Source organism: Streptomyces sp. NPDC031670 (assembly GCF_055580545.1).
Genome location: NZ_JBVILC010000007.1, coordinates 181450 through 204390 on the forward strand (window position 1 = coordinate 181450; position 22941 = coordinate 204390).

At 73.4% G+C, this 22941-nt stretch carries 22 protein-coding genes; 9 read left to right on the top strand and 13 right to left on the bottom strand.

What is annotated here, in order from left to right:
• Window positions 1-119: 119 nt before the first annotated feature.
• Genes ACZ5ID_RS15955 through ACZ5ID_RS15970 form a run of 4 tightly spaced genes read right to left on the bottom strand, consistent with a single transcriptional unit; the run spans window position 120 to window position 5023 of the window.
• Window positions 120-1463, bottom strand: a complete 1344-nt coding sequence (locus tag ACZ5ID_RS15955; RefSeq protein WP_406554606.1) for an AAA domain-containing protein — start codon at window positions 1461-1463, stop codon at window positions 120-122.
• Window positions 1460-3046 (bottom strand): hypothetical protein, encoded by a 1587-nt coding sequence (locus ACZ5ID_RS15960; RefSeq protein WP_468897731.1) that lies wholly within the window; start codon window positions 3044-3046, stop codon window positions 1460-1462. The genes ACZ5ID_RS15955 and ACZ5ID_RS15960 overlap by 4 nt, the downstream gene beginning before the upstream one ends.
• The gene (locus ACZ5ID_RS15965) at window positions 3037-4221 is read right to left on the bottom strand and encodes a hypothetical protein (protein ID WP_468897733.1); all 1185 of its coding nucleotides are present in this window, start codon (window positions 4219-4221) and stop codon (window positions 3037-3039) included. Before ACZ5ID_RS15965 ends, ACZ5ID_RS15960 begins: the two co-directional genes overlap by 10 nt.
• Window positions 4142-5023 carry a phosphatase PAP2 family protein gene (locus ACZ5ID_RS15970; RefSeq protein WP_468897735.1) on the bottom strand — a complete coding sequence of 294 codons (882 nt, stop codon included), beginning with the start codon at window positions 5021-5023 and terminating at the stop codon, window positions 4142-4144. Before ACZ5ID_RS15970 ends, ACZ5ID_RS15965 begins: the two co-directional genes overlap by 80 nt.
• A 193-nt stretch (window positions 5024-5216) precedes the next feature.
• Between ACZ5ID_RS15970 and ACZ5ID_RS15975 the strand changes: the two genes are divergently transcribed.
• The gene (locus ACZ5ID_RS15975; RefSeq protein ID WP_468897737.1) at window positions 5217-5822 is read left to right on the top strand and encodes a histidine phosphatase family protein; all 606 of its coding nucleotides are present in this window, start codon (window positions 5217-5219) and stop codon (window positions 5820-5822) included.
• 44 nt (window positions 5823-5866) lie between these two features.
• Here ACZ5ID_RS15975 and ACZ5ID_RS15980 read toward each other — a convergent pair whose 3' ends face one another.
• Window positions 5867-7309, bottom strand: a complete 1443-nt coding sequence (locus ACZ5ID_RS15980; RefSeq protein WP_468897739.1) for a tetratricopeptide repeat protein — start codon at window positions 7307-7309, stop codon at window positions 5867-5869.
• A 230-nt stretch (window positions 7310-7539) separates the two neighbouring features.
• Between ACZ5ID_RS15980 and ACZ5ID_RS15985 the strand changes: the two genes are divergently transcribed.
• Window positions 7540-7992, top strand: coding sequence for a hypothetical protein (locus ACZ5ID_RS15985; protein WP_468897741.1), 453 nt, complete (start codon window positions 7540-7542; stop codon window positions 7990-7992).
• A gap of 7 nt (window positions 7993-7999) precedes the next feature.
• On the top strand, window positions 8000-8914 hold the full coding sequence (locus tag ACZ5ID_RS15990) for a spermidine synthase (RefSeq protein WP_468897743.1): 915 nt from the start codon (window positions 8000-8002) through the stop codon (window positions 8912-8914).
• Window positions 8915-8941: 27 nt separating this feature from the next.
• Here the strand turns inward: ACZ5ID_RS15990 and ACZ5ID_RS15995 are convergent, their stop codons facing one another.
• Complete coding sequence (locus tag ACZ5ID_RS15995; RefSeq protein WP_468897745.1) at window positions 8942-9523, bottom strand: hypothetical protein; 582 nt, start codon at window positions 9521-9523, stop codon at window positions 8942-8944.
• Between the two features lie 121 nt (window positions 9524-9644).
• On the opposite strand from ACZ5ID_RS15995, the gene ACZ5ID_RS16000 reads away from it, so the two are divergent.
• From ACZ5ID_RS16000 to ACZ5ID_RS16010, 3 genes are all read left to right on the top strand, one after another.
• Complete coding sequence (locus tag ACZ5ID_RS16000) at window positions 9645-10346, top strand: response regulator transcription factor (protein WP_406557005.1); 702 nt, start codon at window positions 9645-9647, stop codon at window positions 10344-10346.
• Complete coding sequence (locus ACZ5ID_RS16005; protein ID WP_468897747.1) at window positions 10343-11734, top strand: HAMP domain-containing sensor histidine kinase; 1392 nt, start codon at window positions 10343-10345, stop codon at window positions 11732-11734. Before ACZ5ID_RS16000 ends, ACZ5ID_RS16005 begins: the two co-directional genes overlap by 4 nt.
• A 393-nt stretch (window positions 11735-12127) precedes the next feature.
• Window positions 12128-13627, top strand: coding sequence for a glycoside hydrolase family 18 protein (locus tag ACZ5ID_RS16010; protein WP_468897749.1), 1500 nt, complete (start codon window positions 12128-12130; stop codon window positions 13625-13627).
• A 57-nt stretch (window positions 13628-13684) separates the two neighbouring features.
• On the opposite strand, the gene ACZ5ID_RS16015 is transcribed toward ACZ5ID_RS16010, so the two are convergent.
• The 6 genes from ACZ5ID_RS16015 to ACZ5ID_RS16040 all read right to left on the bottom strand — a co-directional run bounded on the left by ACZ5ID_RS16015 (window position 13685) and on the right by ACZ5ID_RS16040 (window position 19560).
• On the bottom strand, window positions 13685-13852 hold the full coding sequence (locus ACZ5ID_RS16015; protein WP_468897751.1) for a hypothetical protein: 168 nt from the start codon (window positions 13850-13852) through the stop codon (window positions 13685-13687).
• Complete coding sequence (locus ACZ5ID_RS16020; protein ID WP_468897753.1) at window positions 13849-14619, bottom strand: MerR family transcriptional regulator; 771 nt, start codon at window positions 14617-14619, stop codon at window positions 13849-13851. Before ACZ5ID_RS16020 ends, ACZ5ID_RS16015 begins: the two co-directional genes overlap by 4 nt.
• 90 nt (window positions 14620-14709) lie before the next feature.
• Window positions 14710-16146 (bottom strand): glycoside hydrolase family 1 protein, encoded by a 1437-nt coding sequence (locus ACZ5ID_RS16025; RefSeq protein WP_468897755.1) that lies wholly within the window; start codon window positions 16144-16146, stop codon window positions 14710-14712.
• Window positions 16147-16205: 59 nt separating this feature from the next.
• Window positions 16206-17114, bottom strand: a complete 909-nt coding sequence (locus tag ACZ5ID_RS16030; protein ID WP_468897757.1) for a carbohydrate ABC transporter permease — start codon at window positions 17112-17114, stop codon at window positions 16206-16208.
• On the bottom strand, window positions 17111-18133 hold the full coding sequence (locus ACZ5ID_RS16035; RefSeq protein WP_468897979.1) for a carbohydrate ABC transporter permease: 1023 nt from the start codon (window positions 18131-18133) through the stop codon (window positions 17111-17113). Before ACZ5ID_RS16035 ends, ACZ5ID_RS16030 begins: the two co-directional genes overlap by 4 nt.
• A gap of 53 nt (window positions 18134-18186) precedes the next feature.
• Window positions 18187-19560 (bottom strand): ABC transporter substrate-binding protein, encoded by a 1374-nt coding sequence (locus ACZ5ID_RS16040; protein WP_468897759.1) that lies wholly within the window; start codon window positions 19558-19560, stop codon window positions 18187-18189.
• 237 nt (window positions 19561-19797) lie between these two features.
• Between ACZ5ID_RS16040 and ACZ5ID_RS16045 the strand changes: the two genes are divergently transcribed.
• The gene (locus tag ACZ5ID_RS16045; protein WP_468897761.1) at window positions 19798-20838 is read left to right on the top strand and encodes a LacI family DNA-binding transcriptional regulator; all 1041 of its coding nucleotides are present in this window, start codon (window positions 19798-19800) and stop codon (window positions 20836-20838) included.
• A gap of 113 nt (window positions 20839-20951) precedes the next feature.
• On the opposite strand, the gene ACZ5ID_RS16050 is transcribed toward ACZ5ID_RS16045, so the two are convergent.
• Window positions 20952-21269, bottom strand: coding sequence for a hypothetical protein (locus ACZ5ID_RS16050; RefSeq protein WP_468897763.1), 318 nt, complete (start codon window positions 21267-21269; stop codon window positions 20952-20954).
• 295 nt (window positions 21270-21564) lie between these two features.
• Between ACZ5ID_RS16050 and ACZ5ID_RS16055 the strand changes: the two genes are divergently transcribed.
• Complete coding sequence (locus tag ACZ5ID_RS16055) at window positions 21565-22059, top strand: DUF6879 family protein (RefSeq protein ID WP_468897765.1); 495 nt, start codon at window positions 21565-21567, stop codon at window positions 22057-22059.
• A 24-nt stretch (window positions 22060-22083) separates the two neighbouring features.
• On the top strand, window positions 22084-22935 hold the full coding sequence (locus ACZ5ID_RS16060; RefSeq protein WP_468897767.1) for a helix-turn-helix domain-containing protein: 852 nt from the start codon (window positions 22084-22086) through the stop codon (window positions 22933-22935).
• Window positions 22936-22941 lie beyond the last annotated feature (6 nt).

Here is a 22941-nt window from a genome sequence, read left to right on the forward strand (position 1 = left end):
TGGTTCGCCTCCCAGCCGTCCGGGGCTGCAACCATGGGCCGCTTCCAGCGGCGTGCCGGACTCCGTCCGGCGGTCCGGCGGGGTGCTCGCCGCCGGACAGGCAGGAGCCGGAGCGCCGGTCACGGCCGCCACCGCACCCGGTGCTCCGCCAGATGCGTCAGGACCGCGTGGTTCGCCTCCCAGCCGTCCGGGAACTTCACCGTGACCCCCAGCTGGACCGGCTCGGTCGAGGGGTGTTCGTCCAGCAGGTCCGTCACGCCCGCCCGGCACACCACCACGCAGGCGTGCCGGTGGCGGGAGGCCAGGACGCACAGGCGGCCCGTCTCCAGGTGGAACGCCGTGGCGTCCGGGCGCCCCGACAGCGGGTGCAGGACGACCGTCACGTCGAACTCGCGGCCCTGGAGCCGGTTCGCCGTGTCCACCGCGACCCCGCTCACCCCCAGCTCCGCGAGCGCGGCCCGCACGGCCGCCGCCTGGTCGCGGTGGGCGGTGCCGACGGCGACCCGGGCGGCGGTCAGCGGCGCCGGGTCCGGGGAACGCTCGCTGGTCGCCGCGCCGCCCCGGTCGAGCAGCCTGCGGACCACCTGGGCCACCGCCCGTACCGCCTCCGGGTCGGTGCGCGGGGTGTGCCGCGCCGGCAGCTCCAGCAGGGCCCAGCCCGACTCGGCCGCCTCGTCCAGCGCCCGGTCCGGCGCCGAGCCGTCGGAGGGGACGCCGAAGGAGAGCCGCCGGTCGCCGTGGTCCGTACCGCTGCGGAACGGTGTGTACGGGTAGAACGCGTCGGAGACCAGCGGCGCCGCAGACGCGGGCAGCCGCCAGGAGACGGGCAGCCGGTGCTGCGGCAGCTCGGGGTTGTGGGCGAGCAGCGTCGTCACCGCGCTCGCCGACGGGTCGTAGGAGAGCCCCGCCCACTGCTCGGAGTCCGCGATCGCGAACGGGTCCAGCTGGCCCGGATCGCCCACGAACAGCGCCCGCTCGAACAGCCCGGCCACGGCGAGCAGCGCGTCCGAGCGCATCTGGTACGCCTCGTCCACGATCGCGTGCGCCCACGGCTCGACGTCCTTGACGTGCGCCCACTTCGCGGCCGTCGACAGCACGATGTCCAGACCGGCCAGATCGGCGGCCCTGGACGACTTGCGTACGTGCGCCAGGTCGTCCAGCGCCTTGTCGTACGGGTCGGCGTCGCTGCTGTGCAGACGGCCCACCGGCAGCTCCGGCTGCTGCTCGGCGAGGCGCAGGACGAGGTCGTCGACCTGGGCGTTGGTCTGCGCCACCACCATCAAGGGGCGCCCGGCGGCGGCCAGTTCGAGCGCCGCGCGCACCACGAGCGTCGACTTGCCGGCGCCCGGCGGCGAGTCCACGACGACGCCCCGGGCCTCGGCGTGCAGGGTGTCGTGGAGGATCCTCCCGGTGGCCTCGGCCGCCGCCGTACCCGGGTCGAAGCCGCGCTCGGCACGGATCACAGCAGGTCCTCTGGGGTGAGGGGGTCGGGGTGTTCCACGTCCGTGCCCGGCGGGCCGCCGTGGGTCCACGGGGTGGCCTCCGGGTCCGGCAGCTTCGGGCCGCCGCGCTGGTCGTGCTCGAAGAGCGTCCAGCACACCCGGTCGCCCTTCTCGGGCACCGATCCGGGCGCGGGGTCCTTGCTCCGGCCCATCTTGTCGAGCAGGCGCAGCACGAGCGAGCCGTCCCGCTCGTACCCCACGAACTCCGCCGACTGGGGCTTGCCGTCCAGCGAGCGGAACACCTTCGCCCGCTCGGCCAGGTGCGGCGCGTCACCGGTGCGCACGGTCACCAGCGGGCGCGGGCTCGGCCGCTTCGACTCCGACCAAGCCATCACCACCTCGACGACCTCGCCCGCGAACGCCTCGCCCGCGAGGCGCCGCCCGGCCATCACCAGCGGGTCGTCCAGCGCCTCCTGCGCCTCCAGCTGCGCCTGGGCGCTCTCCCGCGAGGCGAGCTTGGCCGCCGCCGTCACCGCGTCGTCGCGGCGGGGCTGCGGCGGCTCACCGGCCCGCACCCGGTCCCGGTGGGCGGTGAACGACCAGCGGTCGCGGGTCCAGCGGTCCGCCGCGCGCGGCGCCTCGGGCAGCTCCCGCAGCAGGTCCAGGGAGCGCCACACCGCGTCCCAGGTGGGTCGCAGCTGGCCTCCGACCAGTCGGCGGATCTCCTGCTCGGCCCGGGTCAGGGCGGCCAGGCGCGCGTCGGCCGCCTCGCCGTCCTGCGCCGCGGACAGCGCCTGGCGGGCCCGGTCGTAGCGGTCGATCGCCGGGGCGAGCAGCTTGTTGTCGAAGGCCGGGTCGGTGGCCGGGCCCGCGGGCGGGCACAGCAGCTGGCCGTCCCGGTCGCGGGCCAGCTCGGCCCGCAGGGCCGCCTCGGCGCCCGTGGCACCCTCGGGCGGGTCGATCCAGGCGAGCAGCGCCCCCAGGTGCTGGTCCTCCAGGCCGGACTGGCCGGTCGCCCAGTGCCGGGCGAGCAGATCGGTGGCGGCGAGCAGCAGCGCGGAGCCGGGGACGCGGGCGCGCTCCCCGTAGTGCGTCAGCCAGCGGCCGAGCAGCGGGACGCGCGGCGGCGCGGGGTGCGGGGTGTCCGGGTCCTGCTCGGCGGTCCGGCGAAAGCGCATGGAGCGGCCGAGCAGCCGTACGAAGTCGACGGCGGCCCGGCCCGGCACCACGATCTGCGGCGCGTCGGCGCACAGCTCGACCTCGACCTTGACCTTCTTGCCGGTCTCCGGGTCCGTTTCGTTGCGCTCGGCGGCCTCCACCTCGTCCGCGTACGCGTCCAGATGCGGCAGTACGGCGTCGGCGAGCTCGGCGAGGAAGGCGAACCGCAGCTCGCGGTCGCGCGGCTGCGGCACGACGAGCAGCCGGGGCGCCTCGCGGTCGGTCCCCACCAGCGCGCCGAGCGGCGCCCCGGCCTCTCCGGAGGTGGTCAGCGGGACGAGCACGAGAGGCCGCTCGGACAGATGCCGGTGGCGCACGGTGGCCAGCGGCGCGGCCCGTCCGGCCTCGACGGCCTCCAGCCGCGCGAGGGTGGCGATCAGCGACATACCGCGCCTCCGGTGGCCGCGCCCTCCAGGGCCTCCGCCCGCAGGGCCGCCGCCCTGCGCAGCGCCGCCACCGCCGGGTCGGCCGGGTCGCCCGTATGGCCGCGCGCCGCGTCCAGGACCGCGCCGACGCTGGTCAGCCCGCCCAGCTCGGCCCGCAGGCCGCGGCCGAGCGCCGTCACCGCGGCCACGGAGCGGGCCCGCTCGCGGCAGTGGAAGGCCAGCTCGCAGGCGGCCAGGCACTCCGGCGCGTACGTCGCCGGGACCGACTCGACCGTGTCCACCAGCTCGGGGGCCGGCCGGTCCAGCGCGAAGCTGGCGCCCGGCGGCAGGGCGTCGGCGATCTCCTCGATCCGGGTGAGCCGGGCCAGCTGGCGCCGGGTCACCGACAACTGCTTGCGCACGTCCACCAGGGAGGCGGTCGGCAGGTTGGAGAAGTCCTTGGGGCAGACGAGCAGCACCGAGTGCGCGACGGCGGGGGCCGGGGAGGCTGTGTCCTGCGGCCCTCCCACCAGCCCCGCCACCCGCTCCAGTGCCAGTACGTACACCGCCGCCTGGCGTGCCGCGGCGCCCACCTTGGCCGGGTCGGCCGCCGCGTCGATCATCGGGAAGGACTTGATCTCCACGACCGTCCAGCGGCCGTCCGGGGCGATGACCACCGCGTCCGGCTCCAGGTAGGCGGGGGAGCCCGCCACCTCGAGGGTCAGCATCGGGTGGTCCAGGAGCGTCCATCCGCCGGACGCCGTCGCCTCGCGCAGCGCGAGCGCCGTGCGGGCGGCCCGGCCCTCGGGACCGGCCGCCGCCAGGTCGGGGACTGCCGCGTCCTTGGGCGGTTCGCCGCCGGTGCGCTCGTGCAGCAGGCGCAGCAGTTCCGTACCGCCGTCGGACTTCACCCGGGCCTCGAAGGTGTTGCCGCGCGCGATGGCGAACTGGGACTGGCCGAACGCCGCCGACGGGGAGCCCAGCGCCTCGGCCAGCGCGCCCTTGTCGACGCCCGCTCCGTCGAGCAGGGCGCGGCGGCGGCAGCCCGGGTTGGCGGCCAGCGCCGCCAGCGCCCGGGCGTCCAGCGGGCGCGGCACGGTGGTGGGACCGCGCAGCTCAGCGAGCCGCTGACGAATGGCTGTCGCCCGCTCCCGCGGTGGAGTCGTCGGACGCGCGCTGCCCTGGGATTCGCTCACCCGGGGAAGTCTTGCATCCGGCACTGACAATCGGGGCCGGTGCGGCGAACGAGCCGGGTGCGACACGGGCGCGCACCGCGTTCGCGAGCCGCATCGCGGGCCGGGAGAGCAGCAGTCCGAGCCCCATCACGACCGCCCCGGCGACCGCGTCGAGCAGATAGTGGTTGGCGGTGCCCATCACCACGAACGTGATGGTCAGCGGGTACGCGACGCCCAGCACCCGGGTCCAGCGCCGGCCGCCGAACCGCCACAGCATCACCCCGCACCACAGCGCCCAGCCCACATGGAGGCTCGGCATCGCCGCGTACTGGTTGGTCATGCCGCCCATGCCGCGCGGTGCGCTGGCCTCGCCGCCCCACCAGCCGTACGAGCTGTACTGCGCCATGGTGTCGACGAAGCCGTGCGAGGGGTCGAGCAGACGCGGCGGGCAGGTCGGCAGCAGCGAGAAGCCGATCAGGCCCATGAGGGTGGAGAGCATCAGCCAGGTGCGGGCGGCGCGGTAGCGCACCGGGCGGCGCCGGAAGAGCCACACCAGGATCGCCGGCGTCACCAGGTAGTGCAGCGACGCGTAGGCGAAGTCGGCGGGTATGCCGAGGGAGGGGGTGCGGGTGAAGAGCCGGTTGAGCGGGTGCTCGGCGTTGAGGTGCAGGTACTTCTCGATGCGCAGGATCGCCAGACCGTGGTCCACGGCCTGCGACTCGTCGCCGCTCACCAGGAGTCGGCCCGCCGAATAGGCGGCATACACGATGGCGATGAGCGGCAGCTCGGTCCACCAGCGGGGCCGAGGCGCGGGGTGCTGCATCTCCGGACCCTCTCCATCTCTTCTTCAGGGCCCCGTCGGGCCCCGTTCAGGTGTTCAACCGTACGGTGGTCGTGGGCGCGCGCGTGCACCCACCCCCGAAGGACGCAGGGGAGGGCCGCGAGGGTGCGCGATGATGGAGGTGAACCTCCGCCGAACCCTCGGCATTCTGCACGCGCCCCGGGAGTGACCTGACATGCCAGCCGCCGAACCGCGCATCCTGCTCGCCCGGCACGGGCAGACCGAGTGGTCGCTCGCCGGCAGGCACACCGGCCGTACCGACATCCCGCTCCTGGAGGAGGGCCGCCGGGGCGCGAAGCTGCTCGGCGAGCGCCTGCACCGCGCGCCCTGGGACGGCCTGGCGGACGTCGAGGTCCGTACGAGTCCGCTGGTGCGCGCGCGGGAGACCTGCGACCTGGCCGGATTCGGGGAGCGCGCGCGTGACTGGGACGCGCTGATGGAGTTCGACTACGGGGCGTACGAGGGGCTCACCCCGGCCCAGATCAAGGCGGGGCGGCCCGACTGGTTCATCTGGCGCGACGGGGTCGAGGGCGGCGAGACGCTGGCCCAGGTGTCGGACCGGGCGGACGAGGTCGTCGAGTGGGCGCGGTCGGCCGGGCGGGACGTGCTGGTCTTCGCGCACGGGCACATCCTGCGGTCGATCGCGGCGCGCTGGCTCGGCGAACCGATCGGCTTCGCGGCCCGCATCAAGCTCGATCCGACGTCGCTGTCGGTGCTGGGCTGGGCGTACGGGGCTCCGGCGGTCGAGCGGTGGAACGACACGGGGCACCTGGAGGTCTGAGGCCTGCCGGGGCCTGCGCCCCGCACCCGCCCCGGCCGCAACGGCTACACCGACGCCCTCCGTTCGAGGAACGTCCGCACCTCCGGGCAGTTCCCGTGGGGAGCCAGAATCCGGGCCGTGTCCGCCAGCATCGCCTGGATGCGGGTGGACTGGACCTCGGGGAGGAGGTCGAGGACCTGGTGACCGGCCGCCGCCGACTCCGTGGGGGAGCCGGCGCGGGCCAGGTCGTCGGCGAGTTCCGCGCGGTACAGGGCCAGGTTGCGGGCGAAGTGCGGGTCCTGGAGACAGGCCGCGCGGTGGGCGTGGCGGGCCGCACGGGACCACTCGCCCAGTGCCGACCAGCACTGCGCCTCCAGCATCTCCAGCTCGGCCTCCACGAAGAACGTCATCCACTCCGGGTCCCGCTCGGACGGGCCGCGCGCGAACAGCGTGTGCGCCCGGGCGAGCGACTGCTCGCACGCCCCCCGGTCCCCGAGCCCGGCCCAGCCGCCGGCCTCCCGCAGGCTGAGCAGCGCGAGCAGCCGGGGCGAGCCGAGCCGGCGGGCCGCGCGCCCGCCCGCCTGCGCGGCCCGCAGCGCCTCGCGCGGCCGGCCCGCGTCCCTGGCCAGGAACGACATATTGCAGAAGGCGTGCGCCTCCAGGGCCGGGTCGCCCGCGAGCCGGGCGGTCGCCAGCGCCTCCGCGTAGTGCGAGCGGGCCTCCTCGTAGTGGCCCGAGTCATGGGCGAGCCATCCCACCGAGATGGCGAGCTCGCCCGCGCCGGCGTGCAGCCGGTCGGCCGTGGAGCGGCGCGCGGTACCCGCGTCGAGCAGCGCGTAGGCGGTGCGCAGCGGCTGGGCGGCCCTGCGGTAGAGCCCGTTCGCGCCGTGCCGGTCGTCGAGCAGCCGGATCCGCCGTACCGCCTCCTCGACCGCGCCCACCTCGGCCTCGCCGACCCGCCGCACCGAGTGGTGGACGCGGTCCTGGGGCGCGGCGCCCGCGTACTCGGGCAGCAGCCCCAGGGAGACGGCCGCCAGGGTGGCGGAGCCGCCGGTCATGAACGCGCGACGCAGCACGTCGCTCTCCTCGTCATTACGGTTTTCCTCGTGGTCGATGGTGCCGCAGGGGGGTGCGGGGTGCTGTTGACGCGCCGCGGACGCGGGGGTCGCACCACACCCCGCACGCGCCCCCCGGCCCCGTACCGCCTCACGCGACGAGAACCCCATGTCGGCCAGCGTCAAACCCGGGAACATGTGGCGGAACACGCGTTCGTAGGCGTAGTTGGGGCAACGGATCTCGCCCGCCTCCACCCGTCCGACGTACCGCGCGTCACAGGCGACCTGTTCACCGATCTCGCGGGCCGCTCTGCGGACCGCCGCCGCGAACTCGCCGGGGGAGCGCTGCCCCCGCAGTTCGCGGAAGGCGGTGTTGGGGCCCTTGGCGGGACTCCGTTCGGGGGGACGTGCGGCGGAGTTCGCTCCGGCACGGGGATCCGTGGTCGTCGCCATGGCTCAACAGCTCTCTCTGGCGTGGTGGTGCGGAGCAAGAAGGTACCGACAACCTCGGCCACCACAACCGAAGTTTGGCTACAAAAGGGATATCTCATCCCTGATCTGCCATGAACTGCCATCCTTTGCGGCGGCATACCGCCGTAGCCGTTGACAGCGAACGGCGTTGAACCATGTGGATACCGCCAACCCGCAGAAACCACGTGGGGGTTGCCTTGTTGGAGGCCGGCATGGACATCAATGGCACCGGGACGACCACGACGACCGTGCGGCACCGGCCCGGCCGGGACGCCGGTGGACCGCCGGGCGGCGAGGAGCCCTGCGACCTGGTCACCGTGCCCGCGCGGCAGGGCCTGGAGGCGGTGGACATCCTGCGCCGCGCCGTCGCCCCGGCGGCCGTCGGCCCGGTGCTCCACGACGGCGCCTGCGACACCCTGGGCTTCCTGGTGCCGCCCGGCACCGCCGCCGCCTGGGACGTGCCGGGCAGCGCCTGCACCGAGACGAACGGACGCGGTCTGCGCCTGCCCGGGCCGGCCGCCGGGCCGCCGGTCTCCGGCAGCGGCTGGCTGCTCCCGCCGGACGCGGTGACGGTCACCGACCCGGCCGTGCTGCGCCTCGCGCTGGGCGAGGCCGCCCGGCTCATCAAGGCCGCGGACGGCATCACCGAGGCGGGCGGCAGATAATGGTCGGATGGCGGCACGAAGCGGTACGAAGAACACGGCGAAGGGCGGGGCGAAGGCCGCGCAGGGCGGGCGGCGCGGTCGCCCGGCCGCCCCGCAGGCCGTCGTGGAGCCGGTCGACGGCGGCCTCGCCGAGCTGATACCGGACCGGGACCGCCCCCGCGGCTGGACGCTGCTGCTCGACGGCGCCCCCCAGTCCCACGTCGACCTGGACGCGCCGGAGCGGCTCACCTTCGAGTACCAGCGCCGCCTCGGCCACGTCATCGACCTGGCCGGCGAGCCGGGCCGCCCCCTCCAGGTGCTGCACCTGGGCGGCGGCGCCCTCACCCTCGCCCGCTACACGGCCGCCACCCGTCCCCGCTCCACCCAGCAGGTCGTCGAGATCGACGCGGCGCTCGTGGCACTGGTCCGCCGCGAGCTGCCGCTCGATCCACAGGCCCGCATACGGGTGCGCTCCCTGGACGCGCGCGAAGGTCTCGCCAAGCTCCCGGACGGCTGGGCCGACCTGGTCGTCGCCGACGTCTTCAGCGGCGCCCGCACCCCGGCCCATCTGACCAGCACCGAGTTCCTGGGCGAGGTGCGCCGGGTGCTGCGGCCCGGCGGGATCTACGCGGCCAACCTCGCCGACGGCCCCCCGCTGACACATCTGCGCGGCCAGATAGCCACCGCCGCCGGGCTCTTCCCCGAACTGGCGCTCGCCGCCGACCCGACCGTGCTGCGCGGCAAGCGGTTCGGCAACGCGGTCCTGCTCGCCTCGGACGTGCCGCTGCCGGTGGCCGAGTTCACCCGCCGGATCGCGGGCGACCCGCACCCCGGACGCGTCGAACACGGGCGTGCGCTCGCCGACTTCACCGGCGGGGCGTCCCCGGTGACGGACGCGACCGCCAAGCCGTCCCCCGTACCGCCGCCCGCGGTGTTCCGCTAGGAAGGTGGAGACTCGGCGACCGCGGGCTCAGCCCCGGTCGTCCAGCTCCACGGTCGGCGCGTGGTCGTACCAGGTGCAGAAGACCGACACCTCGCGCGTGCCCCGGCTGAACGTCACCCGGATCCACGTCGGCTGCTTCCACACCTGCATCCGCCAGCCCGAGTCCGGCGTCGCCGTCACCAGCTCCGCCGAGGCGGTGCCGATGTCGAAGACGACCCGGCCGCCGTCGACGTTGTAGCCCTTCACGTTTCCGGAGGAACCGGAGGAACCGTAAGAACCGGAAGAGCTCGAAGAAGGGCGGTCGGAGGGCGACTTGGGCGGTGGCGGCGCGGCGGGGGAGCGGCCCGGTTGCCTGCCGCCCGGGTCCGAAGGCGTACCGGAGGGGCTGGTGGACGGCGACGGCGAGTCCTTCGGCCGCCGCGTCGAGGAGGCGAGCGGCCGTACCCCCTGGGTGGTGTGCCCGTCACCGGTGAGCGGAACCGCGCGCGGGGGGTCGTACGCCGTCCCGGCCATCACCGTGTGCACGCCCCACCAGGAGAGCGTGACCGCCGCCCCGGTGGCCAGCGACCAGGCGCAGACGTGAACGATTCCTCGGTGCATCGGGGTCATATCGGGGGCCATACTGCCCCACGCGCCCCACGCGTGTCCCCTATCGCGGCCTCCCGCCGCCTCCCGCACCCTCTCGTCCCGGCCGGGACCGGTGTACTCCGGATGACGTACGGTGCCGCCCATGGCAAGTGTGCTCGTGGTCGAGGACGACCAGTTCGTTCGCTCCGCCCTCATCCGCCACCTCACCGAGGCCTCCCACACCGTACGGAGCGTCGGCACGGCGCTGGAGGCGCTGCGCGAGGTGGCCCATTTCCGCTTCGACGTGGTCGTCCTCGACCTCGGACTGCCCGATCTCGACGGGGCCGAGGCGCTGAAGATGCTCCGCGGCATCACCGACGTACCGGTGATCATCGCGACCGCGCGGGACGACGAGACGGAGATCGTCCGGCTGCTCAACGACGGCGCCGACGACTACCTGGTCAAGCCGTTCTCCGTGGAGCACCTGTCCGCCCGGATGACGGCCGTGCTGCGCCGGGCGCGGGCCGCGGGCGCCGAGCCGCCGCCGACGCTGATCCGGGTCGGCGGCCTCTCCATCGACCCGCTGCGCCGGCAGGCCGAACTCGACGGGCTGCGGCTCGATCTGACCCGCCGTGAGTTCGACCTGCTGGCGTTCCTCGCCGGGCGGCCCGGCGTGGTCGTACCGCGCAAGGAGCTGCTGGCCGAGGTGTGGCAGCAGTCGTACGGCGACGACCAGACCATCGACGTCCATCTGTCCTGGCTGCGCCGCAAGCTCGGCGAGACCGCCGCGCAACCCCGCTATCTGCACACCCTGCGCGGGGTGGGTGTGAAGCTGGAGCCACCGCGGGCGGAGCCCGGCCGATGAGATGGGCCCTGGTGAAGGTCGCGGTCGCCGTCACCCTCATGGTGGTGCTCGCCTTCGCCGTACCGCTGGGGCTGGTCATCAAGGAGATGGCGCGCGACCGCGCCTTCTCCAACGCCGAGCGCCAGGCCGCCGCGATCGGCCCCACCCTGTCGATCACCACCGACCGGGACGCGCTGGAGCGGGCCGTCGCCTCCACCCAGGCGGGCGCGGCGGGCCGGATGGCGGTGCACATCCCGGCGCCGCCGGACGGCGCGCCCCTGGAGATCGGCAAGCGGCGGGCGGCCCGCAAGGATCTGGACGCGACCCGCAAGGTGGTCCGCGCGTACATCTCCGGCGTCCCCGGCGGCTCCGCGCTCCTCCAGCCGACCGCGCTGAGCTCGGGCGAGATCGCGATCGTCGAGGTGTACGTCCCCGAGGCCGAGGTCACCAACGGCGTGGCCACGGCGTGGCTGGTCCTCGCGGGCGTGGGCATCGCGCTCGTCATCGGCTCGGTCGCGGTGGCGGACCGCCTGGGCGTACGGATGGTGCGCCCCGCACAGCGGTTGGCGGGGGCGGCGCACGACCTGGGCGAGGGGAGGCTCGGGGCGCGGGTGCCGGAGGAGGGGCCGGCGGAACTGCGTTCGGCGGCGGTCGCCTTCAACTCGATGGCCGACCAGGTGGTCCAACTCCTGGCGAACGAACGGGAGCTGGCGGCCGATCTCTCCCACCGGCTGCGCACCCCGCTGACGGTGCTGCGCCTCAACGCCGCGTCCCTGGGGGACGGTCCGGCAGCCGAGCAGACGCGGGCGGCGGTCGAGCAGCTGGAGCGCGAGGTCGACACGATCATCCGTACGGCCCGGGAGGCCAAGCCGCAGACCCAGCCGGCCGGGGCGGGGGCCGGGTGCGACGCGTCCGAGGTCATCCGGGACCGGATGGCGTTCTGGTCGGCGCTGGCGGAGGACGAGGGCCGGGAGGTGCGCCTCGCGGGCGTCGACCGGCCCGTCCGTATCCCGGTCGCCCGGCCCGAACTGGCCGCCGCGCTCGACGCGATGCTCGGCAACGTCTTCCGGCACACCCCGGAGGGCACGGCCTTCGCGGTGGACGTCCACAACGGCGAGGACGCGGTGATCGTCCTGGTCTCCGACGCGGGCCCCGGCATCGCCGACCCCCGGGCGGCCCTGGCCCGGGGATCGAGCGGCGGCGGCTCGACTGGCCTGGGCCTGGACATCGTGCGGCGGATGGCGGAGGCGACGGGGGGCGACGTGCGGCTGGGGCGGTCGGTGCTGGGCGGGACGGAGGTGCGGGTGTGGATCGGGCTGGGCGGCGCCGGCACGAGGCCGTCAAGAATCCGCCGCCGTGGCAGACGCCGCCGCCCGGAGCTACGGCGCACGGGCCCGCCTGCGGCGTAGGGGCGGGGTCGCCGGGGCGTGGGGGGCGATGCGGTGGGCCGGCCTTCGTTTTTGGCTGCGGACCGTGGTGGGTTGCGCGCGCAGTTCCCCGCGCCCCTGGGTGGCCGGGGGCGCAGCCCCGCAGCGGGTCGGTGGGCCGAGGGGTCCGGCTCCCCGGCCCCCGTCCCCCTAGGGGCGCGGGGAACTGCGCGAGCAACCCCCACCGGCCCGCAGAAGAACCCCCCGGAATTAACCGCACCACATCGCCCCCTTAAGCGAACCCTAAGATCCCCAACCCCCGCCCCCCACGCCCCATTTGCCCGTTTCCCAACGGCTAGCGTGCTGCCCGCACCCCATCACCCCCTCACCCCCAACCACTCAAATCCCCCCCACCTCCCAAGGGCAGGCGCACTCATGACCCACCCCCGTACCCACCGCCGCCGCGCCACCGGCAAGGCGAAGGCGATCGGCGCCATAGCCACCGCCGGTGCCATCGCGGGCGCCGCCATCGTCCTCACCGGCACCGCGCACGCCGCCTCCGTCGCCGCCGCGTACACCAAGACCAGTAGCTGGGACGGCGGTTACACCGGGCAGTACGTCATCACCAACGACACCGGCAAGGCCCTCCCCGACTGGACCCTGGAGTTCGACCTCCCCGCCGGGACCAAGCTCTCCTCCCTCTGGAACGGTGAGCAGACCGTCAAGGGCCGGCACGTCACCGTGAAGCCCGCCACCTGGGACAGGAACGGCCTCGCCGCGGGCGCGTCCGTCACCGTCGGCTTCGTCACCAGCTCCACCGGCACGGCGGGCGACCCCACCGGCTGTCTGATCAACCAGGAGAAGTGCTCGGCCGGCACCGGCGCCACCCCCGCCCCGACCGGCCGCCCGACGACGAAGCCGACCCCGACCACCCAGCCCACCAGCCAACCCACCACCCCGCCCACCACCCGCCCCACCGCCACCGCTAAACCCACCCCCGGCCCCACCGAGCCCACCACCCCCCAGCCCCCCACCACCGGCACGACCTCCCGCTTCGCCCCCTACATCGACACCTCGCTCTACCCCGCGTACGACCTCGTCGACACCGCCACCAAGACCGGCGTGAAGGAGTTCCACCTCGCCTTCATCACCTCCGGCGGCGGCTGCACCCCGCTCTGGGGCGGTGTCAGCGGTCTGGACAGCGACGCCGTCGCCGCACAGATCGGCGCCCTGCGCGCCAAGGGCGGCGACGTACGCGTCTCCTTCGGCGGCGCGTCCGGCTCCGAACTCGGTCTGGTCTGCAAGAGCGCCGACGAGCTCGCCACCGCGTACGGCAAGGTCATCGACGCGTACAAGCTCACGAAGGTCGACTTCGACATCGAGGGCGCGGCCCTGCCGGACACCGCCGCCAACGCCCGCCGCGCGCAGGCCGTCGCGCGGCTCCAGAAGTCCCACCCCGGCCTCGACGTGTCGTTCACGCTGCCGGTGATGCCGGAGGGCCTCACCCAGCCCGGCGTCGACCTCGTCGCCGACGCCAAGAAGAACGGCGTCGCCGTCTCGGCCGTCAACATCATGGCGATGGACTACGGCCCGGCGTACAGCGGTGACATGGGCACGTACGCCATCCAGGCCGCCACCGCCACCCAGGCCCAGATCAAGGGCGTCCTCGGACTCTCCGACGCCGCCGCCTGGAAGGCCGTCTCCGTCACCCCGATGATCGGCGTCAACGACGTCAACACCGAGACGTTCAAGGTCGACGACGCCACCCAGCTGGTGGACTTCGCCAAGTCCAAGGGCCTGGGCCGGCTCGCGATGTGGTCCGGCGCCCGGGACAAGCAGTGCGCGGGCGGCGCCAAGAACTCCGCCGACCCGACCTGCTCCTCCATCGTCCAGGAGCCGCTGGCCTTCACCAAGGCCTTCGCCGCCTTCAAGTAGCCCCGACCCCCGGACCCCACAGCCCCCGGGCCCCACCCCAGCGCGCGCCCCGCCGGTTCACCCCCCACCCGGCCGGGGCGCGCGCCTCCTCCGTACGAGGACGAGCACCCCCAGCGCGCACGCCACCCCCACCACCGCCTCCCACGGCACCACCCCCACCACGGCCAGTACGCCCAGCAGCGGCAGTCCCACCAGCAGCAGCGGCGCCACCGAATACCCCCTCACGCGCGCTCACTTCCCCGCGCCGCGTCCAGGTAGGACGACAGGTCGTCCCACTGCCCCGGGCGCGCCGTCGCGTCACCGCTCAGGGCGGCCGGATCCGCGCGCCACGCCTCCCGTACTCCCGCCGAGACCGCCCGGTCCCCGCCGCCGAACAGCGCGCTCAGCTCGTCCATCCGCGCCACCAGCTTCCGTACCGGGGCGGCGGTCGGCGGTGTCCCGGCCGTGCGCAGCGCCTCGGCCCGCCGGTACAGCTCGGGCCACTCGACCTCCAGGAGGTAGTGCGCGGCCGGGCCGAGCGCGGCGGCGCGTGCGCCCAGGGCGCTCACCTGCTCGTCGTCCAGGTGGTGGCGCAACGCGCGCTCGGCCGCCGGACCCGCCGCCCCGGTCGCGCGCAGCGCCGACAGCACCGCCTCGGTCGTGGGCGCGCGCCCCTCGGCGAGCTCCTCCTCGATGTGGAGCAGCCGCTGCCGCAGCGCGCCGAGTGACGCCAATGCCTCCTCGACGCCCGCGCGATGGTCGCGCAGCACCCGGGTCGGGTCGAGGCCGGAGTCGAGGCAGACGGCGATGGACTCCAGGCCGAGACCCAGGCCGCGCAGGGCCAGGACCTGGTAGAGGCGGACGATGTCGTCCTCGGTGTACTCGCGGTGCCCTCCCGCCGTGCGCCGGGACGGTGAGAGCAGCCCGATGGCGTCCCAGTGGTGCAGGGTGCGGACGGTCAGCCCGCTGGACTCGGCCAGCGGACCCACCTTCCAGGTCGTGGAAGCGGTCATGGCCCCTACGATGCCTCCTGACGTGGCGTGAGGTTCAAGCGCCGAACGGCGACCGCCACCGCGATCGCCGCCGCCACCCCCTGCGCACCGTCACGCCGACGGCGCCGCATCCGGCAGCTCGCCCGTCCGCGCCACCTCCCCGTACCACCGCGCGCTGGACTTCGGCGTACGGGTCTGCGTCTCGTAGTCGACGTACACCGCCCCGAAGCGCTTGCCGTAGCCGTACGCCCACTCGAAGTTGTCGAGCAGGGACCACAGGAAGTACCCGCGTACGTCCGCCCCGTCCCGCATCGCGCGGCGCACCGCCGCGAGGTGGCCGTGCAGATAGCGGATGCGGTCGGGGTCGTGCACCGAGCCGTCGGGGGACGGCTTGTCGTCGTACGCGGCGCCGTTCTCCGTGATCATCAGCGGTACGCCGGGCGCCTCGCGGGTGTAGCGCATCAGCAGGTCGTACAGCCCCGTCGGGTCGATCGACCAGTCCATCGCGGTCAGCTCGCCCGGCGGCTGGTGGAAGACGACGGAATCGGCCCCGGGCCAGGGCGAGTGGGCGCTCGCGCCGTGCCCGTCGGGGCGGGGTACTCGCAGGTCAGGGCCCTCGCCGGGGCCGTTGTCAGTGGCGGCGGATACAACTGAGGGTGCGTAGTAGTTGATGCCCAGCACATCGAGGGGGTGCTTGATGGTGCTCAGATCGCCGTCGTGGACGAACGACCAGTCGGTGAGCCGCGCGGTGTCCCGCAGCAGGTCCTCGTCGTACGCGCCCTTGAACATCGGCCCGGTGAACACCCGGTTGGCGAGCGCGTCGATGCGCCGCCGCGCGTCCAGGTCCGCGGGGGACTGGGTGCGGGCCCTGACCGCGCTCGGGTTGAGGCTGACCGCCAGCCTGGCGGCCTTCGGCAGCCTGGCGCGCAGGGTCTGGGCGGCCAGGCCGTGGCCCAGGTTCAGATGGTGCGCGGCCCGCAGCGCGGCCACCGGATCGGTGCGGCCGGGCGCGTGGACGCCGGAGCCGTACCCGAGGAAGGCGCTGCACCAGGGCTCGTTGAGGGTGGTCCACATATCCACCCGGTCGCCGAGCGCCTCGGCGACGAGCCCCGCGTAGTCCGCGAACCGGTGGGCGGTGTCCCGTTCGGGCCAGCCGCCCGCCGACTCCAGCTCCTGCGGCAGGTCCCAGTGGTAGAGCGTGAGGGAGGGCCGGATGCCCTGCTCCAGGAGCCCGTCCACCAGCTTGCGGTAGAAGTCGAGCCCGCGCTGCACCGCGGGTCCGCGCCCGGTCGGCTGCACCCGGGACCAGGACACGGAGAAGCGGTACGCGGTGAGGTTCAGCTCCGCCATCAGCCGGATGTCGTCCTGCCAGCGGTGGTAGTGGTCGACGGCGACGTCCCCGCTGTCCCCGCCGAACACCTTCCCCGGGGTACGGCAGAAGGTGTCCCAGATGGACGGCGTACGGCCGCCCTCGGCGACCGCGCCCTCGATCTGGTACGCGGAGGTGGCGGTGCCCCAGAGGAAGTCGGGCGGAAACCGGTCGGTCATGGAGGCGCTCCCATCGAGGGGGTATGGAAGGGGGGTGCTGTCGGGCGCGTGGTCGGTGCTCACCCCTTGACCGCTCCCTGCATGATTCCGCCGACGATCTGCCGCCCGAAGAGGACGAACGCCAGCAGCAGGGGGAGGGTGCCGAGGAGGGCGCCGGCCATGATGACCGACTGGTCGGGGATGTAGCCGCGGCCGAGTCCGGTGAGCGCCACCTGGACCGTGGGGCTGCCGTTCTGGGTCAGCGCGATGATCGGCCAGAAGAAGTCGTTCCAGGCCATCACGAAGGTGAGCATCCCCAGGACGGCCATCGCGGGCCGGGCGGCCGGGAAGACCACGTGCCACACCACCCGCCAGCTGCTGGCGCCGTCGACCCGGGCGGCCTCGATCAGCTCGGTGGGCAGCGCCTCGATGAGGAACTGCCGCATGAAGAACACCCCGAAGGCGCTGACCAGGGTCGGCAGGATGACCGCCTGGAGCTGATCGGTCCACGACAGCTTCGCCACCATCATGTAGAGGGGGACGACGCTGAGCTGCGGCGGGATCATCATCGTGCCGATGACGAGCAGGAGCAGCACGTTCTTGAAGCGGAACCGCAGCTTGGCGAAGGCGAATCCGGCGAGTGTGGAGAAGAAGACCGTGCCGAGCGCGATCGAGCCCGCCACGATCGTGGTGTTGAGCAGGGCCGTGCCCATGTTGGCGTCGGTCCAGGCGATCTTCAAATTCTTGAAGAGGTTCCCGCCGAACCAGAACGGCGGCGGAGTCTGGGCCAGCCGCTCGTTGGTACGGGAGGCGGCGATGGCCGTCCACACCAGCGGGAAGAGCGAGCCGGCGGTGAAGAGGATCAGGATCGCGTACGTCAGGCGTCCGCCGTGGAGCTGGCGCCCGGCGCGGTGGACGGACCGGGGGGAGGAGCGGCCGGCGGCGGGACCGCCGGCGGGGACGGCCGGGGCCGTCGTCTTGGCGTTCATGACGTCTCCTTGCGCAGGGCGCGCGAGACCAGCCAGTTCACCGCGCCGATCAGCAGCAGGATCAGGAACATCGTCCAGGCGATCGCCGAGGCGCGGCCGAGGTGGAGGTTCACCCAGCCCTGCTCGTACAGATACAGCCCGAGCGTCTGGAACTGGTGGTCGGAGCCTCCGGTGGCTCCGGCGCCGCCGTTGAACAGCAGCGGTTCGCCGAACAGCTGGGTCGCGCCGATCGTGGACACGACGCAGGTGAACAGGATGGTCGGCCGCAGCGCGGGCACGGTGACGTGCCGGAACTGCTGCCAGCGCGAGGCGCCGTCCAGCGCGGCGGACTCGTACAGATCGGGCGCGATGGCCTGCATCGCGGCCAGATAGATCAGCGCGTTGTAGCCGGTCCAGCGCCACACCACGATCGTGGAGACGGCGAACTGCGAGGTCCAGGTGCCGTTCTGCCAGTCCACCGGGCCCACCCCGAGCTGACCGAGCGCCCAGTTGATCATGCCGTAGTCGCGTCCGAAGAGGAGCACGAAGACGAGGGTCGCGGCGGCCACGCTGGTGGCGTACGGGGTGAGGACGGCGACCCGGAAGAACATCGAGCCGCGCAGCTTGTAGTTGAGCAGATGGGCGATGCCGAGGGCCATCAGGAGCTGGGGGACGGTGGAGATGAGGCCGATGGTGAAGGTGTTGCGCAGCGCGTTCCAGAAGAACTCGTCCGAGAGCAGCCGCGAGAAGTTGCGCAGCCCGACCCAGTGCATGTCGTTCGGCGCGGTCAGCTCGACCTGGTGCAGCGAGGCCCAGCCCGTGTAGAGGAGCGGGAAGAGGCCGAAGGCGGCGAAGAAGAGGAAGAAGGGCGCCACGAAGGCGTACGGGCTCCAGCGCACATCGCGCCGGTAGCGCCGGCTGCGCCGCTCGCGCCGCCGCGCCTCGCGGGGATCGGCGCCCGGGGCGGGGGAGGCCGCGGGGCGCGGGGCCGCCGCGGCCGGGGCGGCCCCGTCCGGGGTGGCGGCGGTCAGCCCCGCCACACCCCCGCCGCCCCGGTCCCCGGAAGCCCCCGCCCCCGTGCCGTTGGCCGTCCTCACTGGTCCAGCGCGTTGTCGATGGCCTTCACCGCGGCCTCCCAGCCCGCCTGCGGGGACCGGCCCTTCTGGTCGACCTGGAGCATGCCGACGTCGGCCAGGTTCTGCGCGATGATCAGGTCCTTGGGTCCGAGGACCTGCACCGGCGTGCCCTCGGCGGCCTTGGCGAAGATCTGCCCGATGGGCGCGCCGCCGAAGTAGTCGTGGTGGGCGTTGGCGACGGTGGGCAGGCCGTACGCGGCCTTGGCGCTCGGGAAGCTGCCGCGCTTCTCGAAGAACGTCGCCTGCTGGGCCGGCGCGGTGAGCCAGGCGGCCAGCTCGGCGGCCTGTTCGCGGTGCTTGCCCGCCGACGGGACGACGAGGAACGAGCCACCCCAGTTGGACGGCTTGGGCGCTGCCGCCACATCCCACTTGCCCTTGCCCGCGGCGCCCGCCTTGTCCTGGATGTACCCGAGCATCCAGGCCGGGCAGGAGACGGTGGCGAAGCTGCCGTTGGCGAAGCCCTGGTCCCAGCTGGGCTGGAACTGCTGCAACTTGGCGGTCAGCCCGTGCGTGGCGAAGGAGGCGGCCGTGTCCCAGGCGTCCTTCACGGCCGGGTTGGACTTGTAGACGACCTTCCCGGCGGCGTCGTAGTAGCGGGTGTCGCTGGAGCCGGTGATGGCGTTCAGGACGCCGGAGGCGGAGTCGACGAAGGCCGTCCCCTTGGGCGCCTTCGACTTGTAGCGCTCACCGGCCGCGAGGTACTTCTGCCAGTCGCCCTCCCACAGCTTCCCCACGGCCTCCCGGTCGGTCGGCAGCCCGGCCGCGGCGAACAGGTCCTTGCGGTAGCAGATGCCCTGCGGCCCGATGTCGGTGCCGAGGCCGACGGTCTTGCCGTCCTTGTTGGTGGCCTGCCCCCACTTCCACGGCAGGAAGGCGGCCTTGTCGACGCCCTTCACCTTGCCGAGGTCCTCCAGATGGGCCGCCTGGGTGGCGGTCACCTCGGCGATGTTGTTGACCTCGACCGCCTGGATGTCGGCGAGCCCGCTGCCGGAGCCGAGGTGGGTGAGCAGCTGCGGGTAGTAGTTCTCGTTCCGCTCGATCGAGGTCTGCTTGATCTCGATGTCCGGGTGGAGCTTCATGTACGCGTCGTAGAGCCCGGCCTCCTTGAGACCGAAGGCCCCGAAGACACCGACGGTGAGCGTGGTCTTCGCCCCGCCGCCCCCGCCGCCCCCGGAGGAGGACGAGCCGGAGCCGGTCGAGTCCTTGCTGTCGCCGTCGTCGGCGCAGCCCGCGAGCAGTCCGGCGCCGAGTACGGAGACGACGGCGAGCGCCGCGAGCCGCCGGGGCGCGCGGGTGCCGAGGGGTGTTCTTGTACGGGTTCTCGAACGCATGGTGGTCCTCCAACGTGCTTTCCGTGCAGAACGATTGACGGTCGGTCGTGCAGTGGTGGAAGGTGCGGAAGGTGTACGGGCAGCTAGGGGTGGGAGCGCTCCCAGTCGTGATGTGTTGAAGGGTGGCGACTGTCCGGGAGGGTGTCAAGGGAGCGGGCAAAGGCAGTCCGCCGCCGGGGTCGTGCTGTTAGTTTTCACCCCGAGGTCCACGATGTGCGGCAAGACGGGGAGGCAGCCATGAAAGCAGCTCGCACGGTCCGGGGCCGCGGGGCCGGGCGGCCCACCCTTGAAGAGGTGGCGGCGCGTGCCGGGGTCGGCCGCGGCACGGTGTCCCGGGTGATCAACGGTTCGCCCCGGGTCAGCGACCGTACGCGCGCGGCCGTCGAGGCGGCGGTCGCCGAGCTCGGCTACGTCCCCAACCGTGCGGCCCGCGCCCTGGCCGCCAACCGTACGGACGCGATCGCCCTGGTCGTCCCCGAGACCGAGACGCGCTTCTTCGCGGAGCCGTACTTCTCCGAGGTGGTCCGGGGTGTCGGCCAGGCGCTCGCGGAGACCGACATGCAGCTCCTGCTGACGCTGGTGGGCAGTGAGCGGGAGCGCCGCAGGCTCGCCCAGTACCTGACCGGCCAGCGCGTCGACGGGGTCCTGCTGGTGGGCGTCCACGCCGACGATCCGCTGCCCGAGCTCCTGGAGCAGCTCGACATGCCGGTGGTGATCAGCGGCCCGCGCTCGGAGGAGGAGCCGCTGGCGTCGGTGGACTCGGACAACTTCGGCGGGGCGCGGGCGGCCGTGGCGCATCTGCTGGCCCGGGGCCGGCGCCGGATCGCCACGATCACCGGCCCGCTGGACGTCTACGGCGCCCGCTGCCGTCTGGACGGCTACCGGGCGGCCCTGGCCGGGGCGGGCCTGCCGCCCGAGCCCGGGCTCATCGGCCCCTCGGACTTCACGGAGGAGGGGGGCCGCGAGGCGATGGCCCTGCTCCTCGACCGCGAGCCCGGCCTCGACGCGGTCTTCGCCGCCTCGGACGTGATGGCGGCGGGCGCCCGCCAGGTCCTGCGCGAACGAGGCCGGCGCGTCCCCGAGGACGTGGCTCTGATCGGCTTCGACGACTCGGCCATAGCCCGCCACATGGAGCCCCCGCTGACCAGCGTGCGCCAGCCGATCGAGGAGATGGGCCGGGCGATGACGGACCTGCTCCTCGCCCAGATCGCGGCGGGCGAGCGCGCGGGCACCCAGCTGGTGCTGCCGACGGAGGTGGTGGTGCGGGCGTCCGCGTGAGGCCCGCGCTACCTCTTGCCGCTCTTGCCGCTCTTGCGTACGCAGCCGGGCGTACCGGCCGGATGCCGGTACGTGTCCGGCCGGGCCCCGCACGACGAGAAGCCGACCACGACCTAGGCCTCACCGCCGACGGGTTCGTCGCAGACGGCGCAGATCCGGGGGAGCGCGTGCCCCGGGCAGGCCCGGGGGTACCAATAGGTCCGGTAGTCCAGGATCTTCAGCGGCCGTGGCCCCAGGTCGACGGCGGTCGCCGCGGTGAGCGTCACCCCGCACCACACGCAGTCGACACCGCGCTGCTGTGCCTGCGAGAGCCCGCCGATGTCGGGGAGCCCGCCGATGAGCCTCGTCGCGGGCCTCCCGTGTGCCCCGAGGGCCGGTCCGCCGCGGCGTACCCCCGCGCCTGGTTCGTCAGAGGATTCGGGGTCGGACATGGGGACTCCCTGGGTGGGTGGTGCGGATGCCGTCGGTCAGGAAGGTAGGCGGGCGCGATGCCGCACATCGAGCTTTGTGCAGATATGTGCGCACGCCCCATGGAGCTCCATATGGTCCGGCGCACGCCCTTGAAGGGCGCCCTCGTGGACGAGGAGAGTTCTGCACACAGCTGCACAACTCACCGCAGGAGGACGACATGTCATTACTGTTCGTCGGGATCGACCCCCACACGGGCGACAAGCAGAGTCCGACCGTCTGGGTGGACCAGACGAACAGGGAGATCGTCTTCCAGGGATGGCGGGCTCTGTCCGGTCAGCCGAGCACCTGGAGATGCGGGACGCGTACGCCGTCGACTACGAGGAGGGGCCGTTCGCCGCATGGCGCAAGGGCTTCCGGCACGATCCGGCGGACCGCGCGTCCTGGTGGAGGCCGTGGCTCGACCTCATGAGCGAGACCGTCGCCAGGGGCGTCACCGTGCGCCGGGCGCGCATCGTCTCGGAACCGGTCAGCGAGTACATTCGGTACGAGCACGCGGGCACCTTCACCAACGTCGCAGCCGGAGAGCAGGTGCGCTGGCTGCCCAGGCGGCAGGCCTCGACCATCCCTTTGCCGGGCAACGACTTCTGGCTCTTCGACGGCCGGTGGGTGCACTGGAACCACTTCGCCGGTGACGGCACCTGGGCTGGTGAGGAGGTCACCGAAGACCCGGCCGCGGCGCGGCTGTGTGCCGCCGCTTTCGAGGAGGTCTGGTCCAGAGCGGTTCCTCATGAGCGGTACGAGATCCACTGACAGGAAGTACGGACAGCGCGCCTCATGCCCATCTCACCGTCCTCGTCCGCCCAGGCCGCCCGGGAGATCGTCGCCGAGCGGCTTCGCGGCATCCGTAAGGAGGCGGGGCTCACGGTTTCGGAGCTGGCTGCCCGGTGCGGCTGGCATCACTCGAAGACCTCCCGGATCGAGAACGCGCGTACCGCCCCGACCGCGAAGGACATACGTCTGTGGTGCGAGGCGGGCGGTGTCGCCGATCAGGCAGCCGGGCTGGTCACCCAGTCCCTCAACGCCGAGTCCCTGTACAGCGAGTGGCGTCTCCAGCTGCGGAACGGGCTCAAGCAGCTCCAGGACAGCTGGGTCCAGTTCTTCCACGAGACGCGGCTGTTCCGGGTGTACTCGGCCACGCTCGTGCCCGGTCTCCTGCAGACCGAGGGCTACGTCACGGCACTGTTCCGCCGCATCGCGGAGTTCCGGGAGATCCCCGACGAGTCGGAGACGGCCGCCACGGCACGGGTCGAGCGGTCCCGGGTGATCCATGAGCCGGGGCACAGGTTCGTGCTGCTCGTGGAGGAGTCGGCGCTCTACTTCCGAATGGGGCAGGAGGAGGCGATGGCCGCTCAGCTCGGCTACCTGCTGACGGCCGGTGCGCTGCCGTCCGTCTCGCTCGGGGTGATTCCGGCGGTCACCCGGGAGAGGACCCTGTGGCCGATGGAGACCTTCCATGTGTACGACGACACGTACGTGTCGGTGGAACTCCTGTCGGCCCAGGTCAACATCGTCCAGCCGGACGAAGTCGCCCTGTACCTGAAAGCCTTCGAGCACCTGCGCACCATGGCCGTCTACGGCCCCGAGGCCCGCGCGCTCATCCTCAAGGCCATCGCGTCCCTGGGCTGACCCGTT

What these genes read in the sequence shown, in the direction of transcription:
- ACZ5ID_RS16045 (WP_468897761.1), top strand. Translation starts at nt 19,798, where the DNA reads ATGAAAGCAGCTCGCACGGTCCGGGGCCGCGGGGCCGGGCGGCCCACC.
- ACZ5ID_RS15980 (WP_468897739.1), bottom strand. Translation starts at nt 7,309, where the DNA reads ATGGCGACGACCACGGATCCCCGTGCCGGAGCGAACTCCGCCGCACGT.
- ACZ5ID_RS16050 (WP_468897763.1), bottom strand. Translation starts at nt 21,269, where the DNA reads ATGTCCGACCCCGAATCCTCTGACGAACCAGGCGCGGGGGTACGCCGC.
- ACZ5ID_RS15995 (WP_468897745.1), bottom strand. Translation starts at nt 9,523, where the DNA reads ATGACCCCGATGCACCGAGGAATCGTTCACGTCTGCGCCTGGTCGCTG.
- ACZ5ID_RS16020 (WP_468897753.1), bottom strand. Translation starts at nt 14,619, where the DNA reads ATGACCGCTTCCACGACCTGGAAGGTGGGTCCGCTGGCCGAGTCCAGC.
- ACZ5ID_RS15985 (WP_468897741.1), top strand. Translation starts at nt 7,540, where the DNA reads ATGGACATCAATGGCACCGGGACGACCACGACGACCGTGCGGCACCGG.
- ACZ5ID_RS16060 (WP_468897767.1), top strand. Translation starts at nt 22,084, where the DNA reads ATGCCCATCTCACCGTCCTCGTCCGCCCAGGCCGCCCGGGAGATCGTC.
- ACZ5ID_RS16005 (WP_468897747.1), top strand. Translation starts at nt 10,343, where the DNA reads ATGAGATGGGCCCTGGTGAAGGTCGCGGTCGCCGTCACCCTCATGGTG.
- ACZ5ID_RS16010 (WP_468897749.1), top strand. Translation starts at nt 12,128, where the DNA reads ATGACCCACCCCCGTACCCACCGCCGCCGCGCCACCGGCAAGGCGAAG.
- ACZ5ID_RS16025 (WP_468897755.1), bottom strand. Translation starts at nt 16,146, where the DNA reads ATGACCGACCGGTTTCCGCCCGACTTCCTCTGGGGCACCGCCACCTCC.
- ACZ5ID_RS16000 (WP_406557005.1), top strand. Translation starts at nt 9,645, where the DNA reads ATGGCAAGTGTGCTCGTGGTCGAGGACGACCAGTTCGTTCGCTCCGCC.
- ACZ5ID_RS16040 (WP_468897759.1), bottom strand. Translation starts at nt 19,560, where the DNA reads ATGCGTTCGAGAACCCGTACAAGAACACCCCTCGGCACCCGCGCGCCC.
- ACZ5ID_RS15960 (WP_468897731.1), bottom strand. Translation starts at nt 3,046, where the DNA reads ATGTCGCTGATCGCCACCCTCGCGCGGCTGGAGGCCGTCGAGGCCGGA.
- ACZ5ID_RS15990 (WP_468897743.1), top strand. Translation starts at nt 8,000, where the DNA reads ATGGCGGCACGAAGCGGTACGAAGAACACGGCGAAGGGCGGGGCGAAG.
- ACZ5ID_RS16055 (WP_468897765.1), top strand. Translation starts at nt 21,565, where the DNA reads ATGGCGGGCTCTGTCCGGTCAGCCGAGCACCTGGAGATGCGGGACGCG.
- ACZ5ID_RS16030 (WP_468897757.1), bottom strand. Translation starts at nt 17,114, where the DNA reads ATGAACGCCAAGACGACGGCCCCGGCCGTCCCCGCCGGCGGTCCCGCC.
- ACZ5ID_RS15975 (WP_468897737.1), top strand. Translation starts at nt 5,217, where the DNA reads ATGCCAGCCGCCGAACCGCGCATCCTGCTCGCCCGGCACGGGCAGACC.
- ACZ5ID_RS15970 (WP_468897735.1), bottom strand. Translation starts at nt 5,023, where the DNA reads ATGCAGCACCCCGCGCCTCGGCCCCGCTGGTGGACCGAGCTGCCGCTC.